At 35.8% G+C, this 13880-nt stretch carries 17 protein-coding genes; 3 read left to right on the top strand and 14 right to left on the bottom strand.

The features are described from left to right. Window positions 1-17: 17 nt before the first annotated feature. From ureB to rpoN, 4 genes are all read right to left on the bottom strand, one after another. Window positions 18-386, bottom strand: a complete 369-nt coding sequence (ureB, locus tag ACQ33O_RS02840; protein WP_430994041.1) for an urease subunit beta — start codon at window positions 384-386, stop codon at window positions 18-20. A 67-nt stretch (window positions 387-453) separates the two neighbouring features. After that, window positions 454-756 carry an urease subunit gamma gene (gene ureA / locus ACQ33O_RS02835; RefSeq protein WP_430994040.1) on the bottom strand — a complete coding sequence of 101 codons (303 nt, stop codon included), beginning with the start codon at window positions 754-756 and terminating at the stop codon, window positions 454-456. Between the two features lie 69 nt (window positions 757-825). Further along, window positions 826-1551: a hypothetical protein gene (locus tag ACQ33O_RS02830; RefSeq protein ID WP_430994039.1), complete on the bottom strand. Its 726-nt coding sequence runs from the start codon at window positions 1549-1551 to the stop codon at window positions 826-828. Next, the gene (rpoN, locus tag ACQ33O_RS02825; RefSeq protein WP_430996150.1) at window positions 1548-2960 is read right to left on the bottom strand and encodes an RNA polymerase factor sigma-54; all 1413 of its coding nucleotides are present in this window, start codon (window positions 2958-2960) and stop codon (window positions 1548-1550) included. Before rpoN ends, ACQ33O_RS02830 begins: the two co-directional genes overlap by 4 nt. Before the next feature lie 199 nt (window positions 2961-3159). On the opposite strand from rpoN, the gene ACQ33O_RS02820 reads away from it, so the two are divergent. Both ACQ33O_RS02820 and ACQ33O_RS02815 read left to right on the top strand, forming a co-directional pair. Further along, window positions 3160-3453, top strand: coding sequence for a hypothetical protein (locus tag ACQ33O_RS02820; protein WP_430994038.1), 294 nt, complete (start codon window positions 3160-3162; stop codon window positions 3451-3453). A gap of 121 nt (window positions 3454-3574) precedes the next feature. After that, window positions 3575-4756 (top strand): class I SAM-dependent rRNA methyltransferase, encoded by a 1182-nt coding sequence (locus ACQ33O_RS02815; protein ID WP_430994037.1) that lies wholly within the window; start codon window positions 3575-3577, stop codon window positions 4754-4756. Between the two features lie 114 nt (window positions 4757-4870). On the opposite strand, the gene ACQ33O_RS02810 is transcribed toward ACQ33O_RS02815, so the two are convergent. The 8 genes from ACQ33O_RS02810 to ACQ33O_RS02775 form a co-directional block, all read right to left on the bottom strand. Then, a complete protein-coding gene (locus ACQ33O_RS02810; RefSeq protein WP_430994036.1) occupies window positions 4871-5272 on the bottom strand; it encodes a hypothetical protein in 402 nt (133 codons plus the stop codon). Between the two features lie 22 nt (window positions 5273-5294). After that, window positions 5295-6500, bottom strand: a complete 1206-nt coding sequence (locus ACQ33O_RS02805; RefSeq protein WP_430994035.1) for a DegT/DnrJ/EryC1/StrS family aminotransferase — start codon at window positions 6498-6500, stop codon at window positions 5295-5297. Between the two features lie 112 nt (window positions 6501-6612). After that, window positions 6613-7374, bottom strand: a complete 762-nt coding sequence (locus tag ACQ33O_RS02800) for a hypothetical protein (RefSeq protein WP_430994034.1) — start codon at window positions 7372-7374, stop codon at window positions 6613-6615. 117 nt (window positions 7375-7491) lie between these two features. Next, complete coding sequence (locus tag ACQ33O_RS02795) at window positions 7492-7944, bottom strand: MarR family winged helix-turn-helix transcriptional regulator (RefSeq protein ID WP_430994033.1); 453 nt, start codon at window positions 7942-7944, stop codon at window positions 7492-7494. Between the two features lie 15 nt (window positions 7945-7959). Further along, on the bottom strand, window positions 7960-8991 hold the full coding sequence (locus ACQ33O_RS02790; RefSeq protein WP_430994032.1) for an AI-2E family transporter: 1032 nt from the start codon (window positions 8989-8991) through the stop codon (window positions 7960-7962). An 8-nt stretch (window positions 8992-8999) separates the two neighbouring features. After that, on the bottom strand, window positions 9000-10034 hold the full coding sequence (locus tag ACQ33O_RS02785) for a radical SAM/SPASM domain-containing protein (RefSeq protein ID WP_430994031.1): 1035 nt from the start codon (window positions 10032-10034) through the stop codon (window positions 9000-9002). Between the two features lie 30 nt (window positions 10035-10064). Further along, window positions 10065-10781, bottom strand: coding sequence for a signal peptidase I (gene lepB, locus ACQ33O_RS02780; RefSeq protein WP_430994030.1), 717 nt, complete (start codon window positions 10779-10781; stop codon window positions 10065-10067). Between the two features lie 43 nt (window positions 10782-10824). After that, window positions 10825-11724, bottom strand: coding sequence for a lytic transglycosylase domain-containing protein (locus tag ACQ33O_RS02775; protein WP_430994029.1), 900 nt, complete (start codon window positions 11722-11724; stop codon window positions 10825-10827). A 131-nt stretch (window positions 11725-11855) separates the two neighbouring features. Between ACQ33O_RS02775 and ACQ33O_RS02770 the strand changes: the two genes are divergently transcribed. Beyond that, window positions 11856-12608, top strand: a complete 753-nt coding sequence (locus ACQ33O_RS02770; RefSeq protein ID WP_430994028.1) for a glycoside hydrolase family 25 protein — start codon at window positions 11856-11858, stop codon at window positions 12606-12608. A gap of 298 nt (window positions 12609-12906) precedes the next feature. Here the strand turns inward: ACQ33O_RS02770 and ACQ33O_RS02765 are convergent, their stop codons facing one another. Continuing rightward, window positions 12907-13335, bottom strand: coding sequence for a YybH family protein (locus ACQ33O_RS02765; protein ID WP_430994027.1), 429 nt, complete (start codon window positions 13333-13335; stop codon window positions 12907-12909). A 42-nt stretch (window positions 13336-13377) separates the two neighbouring features. Beyond that, window positions 13378-13767 carry a MerC domain-containing protein gene (locus ACQ33O_RS02760; RefSeq protein WP_430994026.1) on the bottom strand — a complete coding sequence of 130 codons (390 nt, stop codon included), beginning with the start codon at window positions 13765-13767 and terminating at the stop codon, window positions 13378-13380. Window positions 13768-13880: the final 113 nt, after the last annotated feature.

Here is a 13880-nt window from a genome sequence, read left to right as displayed (position 1 = left end):
ACTCCATAGTTTAGGTGCTAAATATTGTTTTTGAAATTTGCTTTTATCGATCTGTCAATTGCTGTTTTGATATTTGCGTTATCAATACTTCCATCAACCAAATTATTAAAACCAAAAACTTTTTTATCTCCGCCAAATTCTACCAGTTCAACTTCTTTTTCTTCTCCGGGTTCAAAACGAACGGCAGTGCCTGCGGCAATATTTAAACGCATACCATAGGCTTTCTCTCTGTTGAGTGCCATTTGTTTATTCACTTCAAAAAAATGAAAGTGAGAGCCAACCTGTACGGGCCTGTCGCCTGTGTTTACAACGGATAGCTTTACTGTTTTTCTACCAACATTACATTCGATATTTTTTTTTGCAAGGATGTATTCGCCGGGAACCATACGATTTACGATTTATGATGTACGATTTACGATTGCTTACATTTTGTATCAGCATTCGTTATTCAAGTTATCTTATAGGGTTGTGTACTGTTACCAACTTTGTTCCATCCGGAAAAGTGGCTTCTATCTGTACGTCATGGATCATTTCGGGAATGCCTTCCATTACATCATTTCTGGTAAGAATGGTAGCGCCATATTGCATGAGTTCTGCAACAGATTTTCCATCTCGAGCCGCTTCCAATAAATGACTGCTAATGAGAGCTATTGCCTCGGGGTAATTTAATTTTAAACCTCTTGCCTTTCTTTTTTCTGCCAGTTCGCCTGCTAAAAAAAGCAGTAGCTTTTCCGTTTCTCTCGGTGATAAATGCATGAATAAAATATTAAAAGTTATCTAACGGGCAGGCAATCGGTTAGTAACTGTTAAGGTATGAAAAAAAACTTACAAATTAATTGCAGCTCCTATAAACTGGCAAATTAATCCGACGAATAATCCGGTGTAGATCTCTTTTTGAGAATGATCGCTGATGATTAGTCTTGAAGTGCAAACAATACCAGCAACCAATAGTGCAATACTTAGTGGAAAGGTTATCATCATTGTGTTTTGTTGCATGATAACAAGACACAAACCAATGGCACCGCCAACACCAATGGCATGCATACTTATTTTATAGTAAATATTAGCTATCAATGCCATTGCGGAAGCAATAAAGGCTCCGAACATAAAAGCAACAAGTATTCTCGGAACAAAGTTTTGTTCCCTCAGCATATATTGAGTCCAAAAGAAATAGGTCATTGATGCGATGTATGGAATGATCCGGTCTTTTTGCGTACGTAAAAAGATGGATTCGATAAACCCTAATCCTTTAAGCAACAGAACTGTAATTGCCGGAAACAACACGGCGTTTAATAAGAGAGAAAATCCAACTCTTGTCTTTAGCATATCGCTGAATCCCGAAAAATAGGTAGGGTGTACATACGCAAGGAACCAGTATATATACAAGGGAATGAATAACGGATGGAAGATGTAAGAGAAAAAGTGAGCGAAGACTTTTACCACCACTGACCACTGATCGCTGACTATAGTAGCACCATCCGTCGTCCGTTGTCCGTCATCCGTCGCCATTTCTCTATTGTCTGTTGACTGTAATCTATCGTCCATCATCATAATTCTTTTCTTAATCTTGCCACAGGTATATTTAGTTGTTCTCTGTATTTGGCAACAGTTCTTCTTGCAATATTATATCCTTTTTCTTGTAATAATTCAGTCAATCTTTCATCACTCAAAGGATGCTTTTTACTTTCTCCTTCGATCAGATCACTCAAAATTCTTTTTACCTCTCTTGTACTTACCTCTTCTCCACTGTCGGTTTGTAAACTCTCACTAAAAAAGAATTTTAGTCTGTATGTGCCAAATTCAGTTTGTACAAATTTGCTATTGGCAACACGGCTCACGGTGCTTATATCCAGTTCTGTTTTTTCAGCAATATCTTTTAAGATCATCGGTCTTAATTCAGTTTCGTCGCCTGTAAGAAAAAAGTTGTACTGATAATTCATGATCGCATTCATTGTGCTCAACAAAGTATGTTGTCTTTGTTTAATTGCATCGATGAACCACTTAGCCGAATCAATTTTTTGTTTGATGAAAAGTACTGCTTCTTTTTGACGTTTATCTTTCTTACTGCCTCTGTCGTAATCTTTCAGCATATCTCTGTAACCCTCGCTGATACGAAGATCCGGAGCATTCCGACTATTTAAGGTAAGCTCTAATTTTCCTACATTATTAACGATAAAAAAATCGGGAATTACATATCCTTCATTTCTATTGCCTTCGCCAATATTGCCTGCAGGTTTCGGATTTAATTTAATGATCTGATTGATGACTTCTTTCAGTTGTTCATCGGTTATACCTAATCCACGCTGAATTTTTTCGTAGTGCTTCTTGGTAAACTCATCAAAATATTTTTCCAGTATTTTAATAGCCAATTCTACCGGTTTGCCGCCTTCTGTTCTTCTTTCTAATTGAAGCAATAAACATTCCTGTAAGTTTCTTGCAGCAACTCCGGCGGGTTCAAATTGTTGTATCTCTACCACCAGTTCGGCAATTTCTTCTTCGGTGGTTTGTATGTTTTGTCTGAAAGCAAGATCATCTACAATAGCGCTGATCTCTCTGCGTAAATAACCATCATCATCCAGGTTGCCAATGATCTGTTCTGCGATCTTATGTTTATGCTCATCAAGATTAAGCATACCCAATTGCTCCAGCATCAATTCATTAAACCCGGTTTCTATTTTGTGGGGAATGGTCTTGCCGTCATCAGCCTCGGGATAGTTTTCGTCTTTCATGCGATAGTCGGCAATATCGTCATCGCCTTCCTGTACATAATCGCTGATATCGATATTGTCGTACTCATTTTCACTACCATCCGGCTCGAAATCATCTTCAGTAGTTTCAAACTCTTCGTTCTCAAATTCTTCAGCTTCTTCTTCCTCACCGGTTTCAAGTGCAGGGTTTTCTTCCAGCTCTTCTTTTATCCTTTCTTCCAATAATGCAGTAGGTACCTGCAGCAATTTCATCAATTGAATTTGCTGAGGGGAGAGTTTTTGTAACTGTTTTTGATATAGTCCCTGACTTAAAGCCATAGTTCCGGGTGTTTTAAAGGTAGATTGCATCGTTTTAAGATTTGTTCTGCAATCTCTGACTCCAATAATGTCGTAAATTTACATACAATGACTCCGGAAAATGCTAAAAAAAACTAAAATTTTAATTTTTTGCATGGTTTTTGTGGCAAATGCGACCTTTGCTCAGGAATTAACGCATATTTCCGGGAAGATATTATTGGCTAATTATAGCTATGATATAGCATCAGTAAGGCTTTCACCACAAACTTCAATTGTTGGCACTTCAAAAAGAGTAAATGTAATCCCGGCCGACTTTTATTATACAAATCTTGGATTTTTCTGCAAACAAGAGATCAAAATTGAAAAAGCGACAAAAATTTCACTAAAATTTAGATTAGGCTCTGTTGAAAGTTGTGACAGATTGGAGGGGAAGTTCAGGTACAATTAGTTTCATAGAGATTTATCAGCCTCAAGTTACAAGCCGCAAGGGACAAGGTAACTAATTACAAGCTTCTTTCTTGAAGCTTGGGCTTTTGACTTGCTGCCTTCTGAAACATTACCTTTGCCACATGAAGAGCATTGTTTTAAATAAAAATATCAGTAGAAGAATTGAGAACGGGCATCCCTGGATATTTTCAAACGAAGTAAATACCGGTAAAGAAAGAGATGCCTCTCCGCAACCCGGAGAGATTGTAAATGTGTTGACCTTTGATAAGAACTTTATCGGAAAGGGCTATTATAACCCTAAATCGCAAATATCTGTACGATTACTTACAAGAGATAAAGATGTAAATATTGACGACGCTTTCTTTCATAATAAAATAAAAGAAGCATGGGAGTACCGACAAAAAATAGGCTACTCAGAAAACTGCCGATTGATTTTCGGCGAAGCCGATGATATACCACAATTGATCATTGATAAATTCAACGATTATTTTGTGATACAAACACTGGCATTGGGTATTGATGTTTGGAAACCATCCATTGTAAAAGCATTGAATGAAATTTTTTCTCCCAAAGGAATTTACGAACGTAATGATGTTCCTGTAAGAGAGTTGGAAGGATTGGAACAGCGGAAAGGATTTTTATCTGAGCCATTTGATACCAATATCATCATCAATGAAAATGGTATCAAATTCAATGTTGATATTGCTAATGGACAAAAGACCGGCTACTTTTTAGATCAACAGGATAATAGAAAAGCTATACAGCATATTGTAAAAGGAGCGGATGTGTTGGGAGTGTTTACCTATACGGGTTCTTTTGAAGTGAGTGCAGCGTATTATGGAGCTAAGTCGGTTTTGGGATTGGATATTTCTCAAGGTGCTATTGATATGTGCAATAAAAATGCTGCATTAAATGGCTTGGAAAATATTTGCAAATTTGAATGCGTAAATGCATTCGATGTTTTGAAAGCATGGAGTAAAGAAGAAAAGCGATGGGATGTAGTGATGTTGGATCCGCCATCATTTACCAAAAGCAGAGGTAATATAGACAAAGCAAAAGCCGGTTACAAAGAAATTAATTTACGTGGCATGAAACTCGTAAAGCCCGGAGGGTTTTTGGTAACATCAAGTTGTACCAACTTAGTACAGCCCGAACTGTTTTTAGATATTATTGCCGCCGCTGCAAAAGATGCTAAACGAAAAATTCGTCAAGTAGTGTTTAATGCTCAGTCTGCCGATCATCCTATTATTAGGGGATGGGAGAATACACATTATTTGAAATTTTTGATTGTGCAGGTGTTGTAATTTTTTGAGACAAGCATTTTTGCTTTGGTCATCATCGTGGAGTTTATCCTGAGGAACGAAGGATCACTCACTTGTACGGTATACCGTTATTGGGCTACATTGAAGTGTCTTATATTATTTGTGATAAGATTCACCTAAAATTTCCCCAGAGCTAACATCTAATACATATCGAAAATCTCCTGCATAAACTTCAAGAAGTTCTTTCCCTATATTTTCTTCCTTTTGTAGGTCAGATGTAATTTTACCAAAACCAACAATATTATTATATTGAAACTGCCATTCTAATTTCCCTGAAAATCCATAACAGAAAAGTTCACTAGGATTGTTTAAACAGCGTTCTTTCCATATTTGATGTGTTTCTATTTTGCTCCAATCTAAATCCTTTTCGACGGGTGTTGTATTAAAACAAATAGAATTTTTAAAAAGCTCAACTTTACCTATCCTTGTTTCATTTGGGAATTGGAGTAAATTATTTCCAATTTCAATTTTATTGTGTTCTCTTAGAACGTATTTCATATATGAAAATTAATCGAAAGCTTTAAACAGAAGTAATCACCTTTCTCACAATCGCTACAATCTGCTCACCCTTCGTCTTCACTTGCTCTTCCGTCCAAAGTAAACCAATAGCAGTAGAGATACAACGGCTCATAATTGCATCGCTTGGTGCAAAATCTTTATTCGCATGATGTATCACCGCAGCCTTATGTTCAGGGCTTAAAGCATTGAGTGTAATGCTGTTTTTAAGATGGTCCCATTTGCGAACATAGTGCCAGTTATTATCGAACCAATAAAAATTACCTGCTAGTATGCCCTGTGCTTTTAATTCAGCAACCACTGCCTGTGTGATTTCTGCGGTTGGTAAAAACCAGCTTAAGAAAGTTTTGCTGTCACCTGCTTCATCGGGGATTCTTCGGAAACTAATTTCAGGAACAGTAGATAAAATATTTTTTAACGCAGTATGATTTTTATTTTGGATAGATAAGAAGGTATCGAGTTTTTGTATCTGTGCCAAGCCAACCGCCGCATGCAATTCGCTGATACGGAAATTGTAGCCAACAAAAGGATGCAAATCGGCGCCACGGTCAACACCTAAATGGTCGTGCCCATGATCGGTATAACCATCACATTTCGTGTGTACGTCAGCGTTATTGGTCATTACTACACCACCTTCGGCACAAGTAATTGTTTTTACAAAATCAAAACTAAAAGTACCTGCATCACCAATGGTGCCTAATTTTTTCCCTTTATAAGAGCCGCCGATACTCTGACAAGCATCTTCCAGCAACAATAAATTGTGTTCTTTACAAATTGCCTGCAACGCATCAAGGTCTGCCATGCTACCGCACATGTGCACAGGCATGATGCATTTTGTTTTTGGTGTAATGGCTTTGCGTACAGCCGCAGGGTCTAATGTAAGTGTATCATCCACATCAACAAAAACAGGAATAGCACCAACACTGATCACTGCTTCAAAGCTTGCCACAAACGTGAAAGAAGGTAAAATAATTTCATCGCCATAACCAATGCCCAATGCTGCCATTGCAGTCGTTAGAGCAGCTGTTCCACTACTCAATAAATGAGCATGTTTACTGCCAAATGTTTTGCAGATGGCGGCTTCCATTTCTTTTGCTTTCCAGATCCCTTTACGTGGTCCGTCAAAACCATAACGCATTAAAATACCTGTTTCTAAAACGTCATTTACTTCTTTGCGTTCTTCATTTCCAAAAAATTCTAAACCCGGCATACCTTAATTATTATGAATGATAAATTTTGAATGGCAAAGGTAGATAAAATGTATTTGTATGAAATTAAAAAGCCCGGATATTACCGGGCTATATCAATTATTTTACAAAGATTTATAGATAGCCTCTTTTAATAAGCCAAAGTGCTGTGGCTTTAACATTCTTAAATTTATCGGAGCCCATATCTCCGCTTAGTTCGGTTAAACTAACTAGTACGTTATCCTTAAAAGTCAACAGATTGTTTTTTGCAGCTTTTTCAGTTTCTACTTCAAGTTTAGCTGCTTTTGTTCCGTTTGGGAGGTAGAATGTGATAACCATTGTTTGTACTCCGTCACTGATCTCATCGGCAGTAACAAAAGTGGCAATGGTAACATTATCCTGATCGATACTATTTTCATATACCTCAATTGGTTCGGTAAGGCTTCTTTCTACTACATTATAACTGCCATTGGCATTTGCCTGTACTACTTCATTGTATTGCTCTTTGTCTTCTATTTTTTCAAGAAAGAATTCACGGTTGGTGTTATTGATCTCTCCTTCTTCCAGCAAATTGGCATTATACATTTTTTTGATAAAATCTTTTTGTCCTGATAAAGAAGTAATAGCTTTTTTAATTTTCATTTTACTGCCATCATTCAAAAACGTAACGTTCAGATATTTATCAGTTGCTCTTTTTACATTGATTAGCTCTTTTCCTTCAAGTGATGCAATGGTAAATTCATGTTCACTACTGAAAGCTGCACTGATGCCTGTTTTTCCGATGATCTTACAATAAGGAGAGTCGTTTACAAATACATCTTGCTTTTTAATTTTTACAATTTGAGCAGATATGGTTAGCGGTAGTAAAAAGAAAGAGAGCAGGGTATAGTACTTCATATTATTTTTTGCTAAGTTTTATTAAGCTTCAAATGATATACAAAGTATCAAAAATTTCTTTTAACCGGGGTGTAGTGTTTTTCCCCATAGTGTTAATCGCTGAAGTATTTGGTGTAATTATTCCGACTTTCTTAATTTATCTAACAACTTACTTAATTGTTTTGCCTCTGCCTCGGTAAGTGAGCTTACAATACTGTCCATTTTTTCTTCTTGCTTGTCCAGCTTCGCTAATATCTTTCTACCATTTTCGGTAATGGTTACATCTACCAAACGTTTATCTGTTTTACATACTACTTTTTTAACTAGGCCTTTAATGAGCAGTCTGTCAACAATACGACTGGTATCACTCATTTTATCTAACATTCTTTCTCTTATCTGTAAAGTTGAAAGCGGTTCTTTACTACCTCTTAAAATTCGCAGAATGTTGAACTGTTGCATGGTCAATCCTTCTTTTTCAAAAAAAGGTTTGTGTTGATTCGCTAACCAGTTATAAGTATAAATTAAGTTAATGACAGCTTTTTGATATTCGCTTCTGAATTTGCTTTGGTTAATATCTTTTTCAATGCTCATATTGGTAAAGTAGAGTTATGTAATTGGTGCATCTTTCGCCACACCAAATTCGTTTATGTAAATTTTTATTAAGATAATAAAATAACTGATAAGTAAAGGGCCGAAAATAACTCCCCAAAAACCAAATAAGCCGATGCCTACTATTACCCCAAAAATAGTTATTAATGGATGTACATTAATGAGTTTTTTAAGAATAGTAAGTCTTGCTACATAATCAATATTTGTAATGAGTACTAACGAATAGATCAATAATCCGATACCGGATGAAGTACGATCGATCGCAAAAAAGTAAGCGGTCAGCGGCACCCAGATAATGGCAGTGCCAACAACAGGTATCATAGAACAAACGCCTGTTAAAAATCCCCACAACATAAAATCTGACACACCAAAGATCCAGTAACCGATTGTTGCAACAATGCCCTGCAAAATGGCAAGAATAGGAATGCCTATAGCATTGGCTTTGATCATTGTTTTGGTTTCGTTGCTTAAGAGATCAATATTTTCTTCTTTTAACGGGATAAAACGATCAAGAAATTTTTCTACATCTCTTCCATTACTCAATAAAAAATAAAGCAGAAAGAACATGATGGCAAAATTGCTGAGAATGTTGGCCGAACTGTTCAATATGGTTGGCACTATAGTAGTGGCCTTTTTTTGAAAGGTCATCAGATTTTCATCAGTTAATATTGGAATGCCAATAAGTGACTCAATTTTATGGCCTACAATTTTGGCATTTTCAATAATAGCCGTGGGGTTATTCAAAAGGGTAGAAACTTTATGCGTTACCATTTGTATTGCAAAATAAACAGGTACTGCAATGAGCACAAGTGATGCAAGAATGAAAAGTAAGGCCGTTAATCCTTTATTCCATTTCTTTATTATGGTAAGATGAAAATAATTTTCTCTTAGTAAAATATACAATGTTATGGCACCCAAAAAACCGGGCAGAAAAATGTATAGTTGTTTTAATAAGAGTATAGCAAGTAATACAATTACGAGTAAAAGTAAAATTTGTCGTAGTCGATTGTTAAATACTGTAGCAGACATAAATAAAGTTAATCATCTTTCCAGACAGAAACACCTTCACTACAATTAGCGCAAATATCAATGTTCTTACGGCTTTTCTTTAGTTCCGATCTGAATTGTTTGTAATTATCGTTATGCCAGATCTCTTTAAAAGATTGGTTTTTTAAATTCCCCAATTGATGCAGGGCATCTTTGTCAAAACAACAGGGCACTACTAATCCGTCCCAAGTAATAACATTTGCATGTTGTAATTTCCAGCACCTGTTGGCCAGTTTATTCTTTGCAGTATAAGTGCCATCTGCATTTTTTTTGTACCTGCTGAATTTATCGATGGTAGGTATCAGCTTATTGGGGTCGGTTTCATAGTCGTATACCTGTGCGGTTTTAAATCGTACCTCATCAACCCCTACTTCTTTAGCCAGTTTTTTAATATCTTCTATCTGATGTTCATTTGGTTTTACTACTAAAAATTGAAAAAACACGAATGGGGTTTTGCTATTCAACTCTTTTTTCCACTTAACAATATTTTTAGCTCCTTCAATTACTTTACTAACATTTCCGCCTACACGATATTGTTGATAAACATCTTGAGTAGTACCGTCAATAGAGATGATCAATCTATCCAATCCGCTTTCAACTGTTTTTTTTGCAACTTCATCGGTTAAATAATGAGCATTGGTACTGGTAGCAGTATAGATGCCTTTTGCCGAAGCATATTTCACCATTTCGAGAAAAGAAGGATTTAAAAAAGGCTCTCCCTGAAAATAAAAAATAAGATATAAAAGTTCTTTGTGAATTTCATCGATTGTTTTGCTGAAAAAATCTTTTTGCAGCATGCCTGTAGGTCGTGTAAAAGCTCTTAATCCGCTGGGGCATTCAGGGCAACGAAGATTACAGCTGGTTGTTGGTTCAAAGGAAATGGAAACGGGGTAACCCCATTGTATCGGCTTATTCAATATTCGGGAAACATAAAAACTGCTAAGCACTTTTATGCCATTCCAGAATCTTCGTACGGTTATCTTGCTTAATAAATTTCTTGTATCATTCCAATTCACTTGCGGCATAGCACAAAGGTAGTTTATAAGCAATAAAAATTACTGATTTATAACTACACCTGTGCAATCCTTTTTTTCAATAAAACCAATAAATCTCGAATCTGCGGATTGGTGTCTATTATCTCCTAAAACGAAATAGCAGTTGTTGGGGATTTTTATAGGGCCAAAATTATCAGATGTATAGTTTGTCTTTGGTGATAGCCATTGAAAGGCACTGGAAGTATCTGACTTAATTATCCTTTCAAGCTTGATCTGTTTTTTCAAGGTAAGCATTTCCTTGGTATCGAGATTGATGCGTATGGTCTTGGTAGAATCCGTATTGGTATTATCTTCCAGTTGTTCGAAATTATAGTCAGACTTATTGAGTTCATCCACTGTTGTTCGATAGTATGCTTTTAATATGAGCGACTGATCAAAATTTTGTCCATTCACAAATAACACACCATTTTTCATTTCAATAATATCACCCGGGAGGGCACATAATCTGCTTAAATAACTTTTTATTTTTATTTTTTCAATATCGCCACCAACTTCAATAGAATCTGAGTAACGGTTTTTGAAAACGATGAAATCAGCTCTGGACGGTTCTTTCAGGTTAGAGGCAAAAATTAGTTTTTCTTGTTTTATTGCCGGTTCATTAGCGGTTGTTGGGTTTCTGTACCAAAAAAAAATACCGCTGGTCTTTAAAACAAGCAGCAATATATATCCGGCACCTATTAAAATTCCGAGGCCAATTAGTATTTTTTGTCCCTTCATATTAGAATAAAAATACTTAAATACATCGATACACGGAAGAATATTAGTTGTCTATTTCCGACATCATGTTGTGTTCAAAATTGTCTACCATGATTTTCTCTGGAGCAAATGTGAGGGTCTTTTTAGTGAATTTTTCGTAGTTATGAAAGATAACATTCATTGCTATAAAATTCATTACGTAGTTTCTTGTTTCTTCGGGAAGATATTTTTTTATGTCCCAGAAAGTAGGGTTTGATTTACCGCTTTGTTTCATTGCATTCCAAACATTGCCAATACCACAATTGTAACTTGCTACAACCAGTAGCCAGTTAGTACCTAAATTTTTAACTCTATCTCTTAAATATCTTGCTGCTGCAGCTGTTGACTTATTGAAATTTTTTCTGTCATCCTTCAGTTTTTTCATTGCTTTAAAAATACTATCAGCAGCTTTTGGATTTTCTTTGATCAATTTCTTTTTTTCTTCACTGCTTAATTGTTTTACATATTTCATTCCGTACTCGTTCGCCACTGCATCCATAATTTGCCAAAAACCTACGGCTCCGGCACTTGAGATTGCTTCTCCGTTGAAAGCCGATTCAATTGCCAGCAATACTTTAAACTCCTGTGGTACATTGTGTTTTTTTAGCACAGCAGCGGCTTTAGGCATTAATTTTTTGCCTTTGTTGTACATGCGGATAATATAATCACGTCTATTTGTGCTGAATTTTTCTATATAGCTGATAGCTTCTTCCTCGTTTCCTTTTAAAATGTCAGGGAAAACAATATTAGCGGGTTTTGTTATATAAACAGGATCGACCTTTTTTTCTAGGCCGGCTATAAGTACCTTTTTTGTAGTATCGCCTAAGGCGCCTGCATAGGCATTTACCGATGCAAATACAGATAACCCTAACAAAACTTTAAGAATAGATTTTCGGATATTGGTCATTAATGCTCTATTTTTCATTTAATAAAAACAAGGTTTAATCACAATCGTTTAAAAATCAATATTTTACACTAACGTCTGCTTTGTAAAAAATATTGCCTTTTTGAGCAAAAAATATGCCAAGAAGGGTACTTTTACTTTAAAATATGGGGATGTTACGCAAAGTTATAGCTGCAAAATGGCTGGTTGGTTTTTGGTTGTTGCTGAGTGCTGTAACCGGAGCGGCTTATTATCTCTATAATAAACCTGTTTTTGTTCGTTATCCGGGTTTTGGAATTGATATTCCTCAAAATTACCGAGTGCACGGAATTGATGTAAGTAAATATCAATCTGCAATAGATTGGACTGAGGTAAAGGCTATGAAGATTAAAAACATTAATATTGATTTTTGTTTTATAAAAGCTACTGAAGGAACCGAAAGTGTGGATCATCGTTTTAGAAGGAATTGGTCTCTATCTAAAGAAAACGGAGTTATTCGTGGGGCATATCATTTTTTCAATCCGAGCAAAAGCGGAAAAGAACAGGCAGCAAACTTTATAAAAAAAGTTACTTTGGAGAAAGGGGATCTTCCCCCTGTGCTTGATATTGAACAGATCAACGGAACAAGCATTATTAACTTACAGCAAAGCGTAAACGATTTTTTGATGATGATGGAAGCTGCTTATAAAGTAAAGCCGATCATTTACACTAATGTTAGTTTTTACGAAAGCTATCTTGCCGGAAAGTTTGATGATTACCCCTTATGGGTTGCTCATTATTTGATAAAGGATAAACCCAGGATTGGCCGAGACTGGATGTTCTGGCAACACAACGAATCAGGTCATGTAAATGGTATTGATGCTTATGTAGATTTTAATGTATTCAATGGTAGTGAAATAGCGTTTAGAAAATTACTTTTAAAATAATTGTTATGGGAATGGAGCCGGAAGTAAAAGATTTTTTGCTGCGAATTATTCACTCGCTTTCGATGGGAATGCTCTGGCTATTGATCAATATGACTATCGGGATTTATTTTCAATTTGCTTTTTTTAATGATAAACCATCCGTTGGGAATTATGTTTTTTACAGCTGGTTTTTAATCAGTCTCACATTATTGATACTTTATTTCAGAAAGAAATGGAAGGATAGAATGAGCAAATAGCTACAATGCCTCTTACGAAATACAATTGCTTCATTTGGTTTTCTAAAATTCACCACTATTTTTTAACTGCTATGGTCTGCTACGATAACCCATTTGTTTTTTACTTTCTTAAATAATAAAGTAAAAACGCCGCCAACATCTCCAATACTTCTGGTGAGGTGCCATTTTCCAACAACAAAAAAGTATAGAACAGACAATCTTTTTACTTCAAGAATATCAAAATTCAATTTGCCCATTGCAGCTGTATCGGGATATCCCTTTTTATAGTCATCAAGTGTATTTTGCCAACCGTATGTAATACCGTTATTTCCAATGAACATAACTGAATCGCTTTTCCAGTAGCCCTGCATAAAAGTTTCAAGGTTGCCCTTGTTCCATTCGGCAGATTGTTCTTTTAAAATATTTCTGATAGTTGTTTCATCTTTTGATTGTGCAGACGAGTTCTGTGTGATCAAAAAGAAGCAAATGGAAAGGAAAAGTACTTTTCTCATTGTAATTTATTTTACAACAAGTTAATAATTTATAAAATAAGATTAGTGGCTGTGATGTGGGGAACTGCATTTGCTCCGGTGACAAAGCCTGTAATTGTAGTAATGAGCACTAATGATCATAAGCACCGCAATGATTAATAGCGGAACCTCAATGGTCGGCAGAAATTGTTTAAGTATCAAAAACAAAAAACCGATCGTAAAAATTGCAATTGGTAAAAAAGATCGGTGGTGTTTTATGTGCCCGTGATACAAAGAATAACTTCCAATCGCAAATGCCATGGCGATCATACCCCATTCAAAAACAGCATTATGTATAATATTAACGCCAAACACCGGCAAGCTTGTTGCCATAATGGGTAACACTGCACAGTGTATAGCGCAAGCTACAGAAGTACCAATGCCTAATGCATCCCAATTTAATTTTAGTGCCATTTTGAAGAATGACAAAGGTACAATATTTGCAATAATGTTGCAAAGTTTATTTTCAATTTTTTAAAATTTGATAAAAGATATTTATAGCTAAGTACCTTTGCAAAAAAAGTAGT

Source organism: Ferruginibacter sp. SUN002, from assembly GCF_050611725.1.
Classification (GTDB): domain Bacteria; phylum Bacteroidota; class Bacteroidia; order Chitinophagales; family Chitinophagaceae; genus Ferruginibacter.
This window is presented reverse-complemented; position numbering and strand designations above follow the sequence as displayed.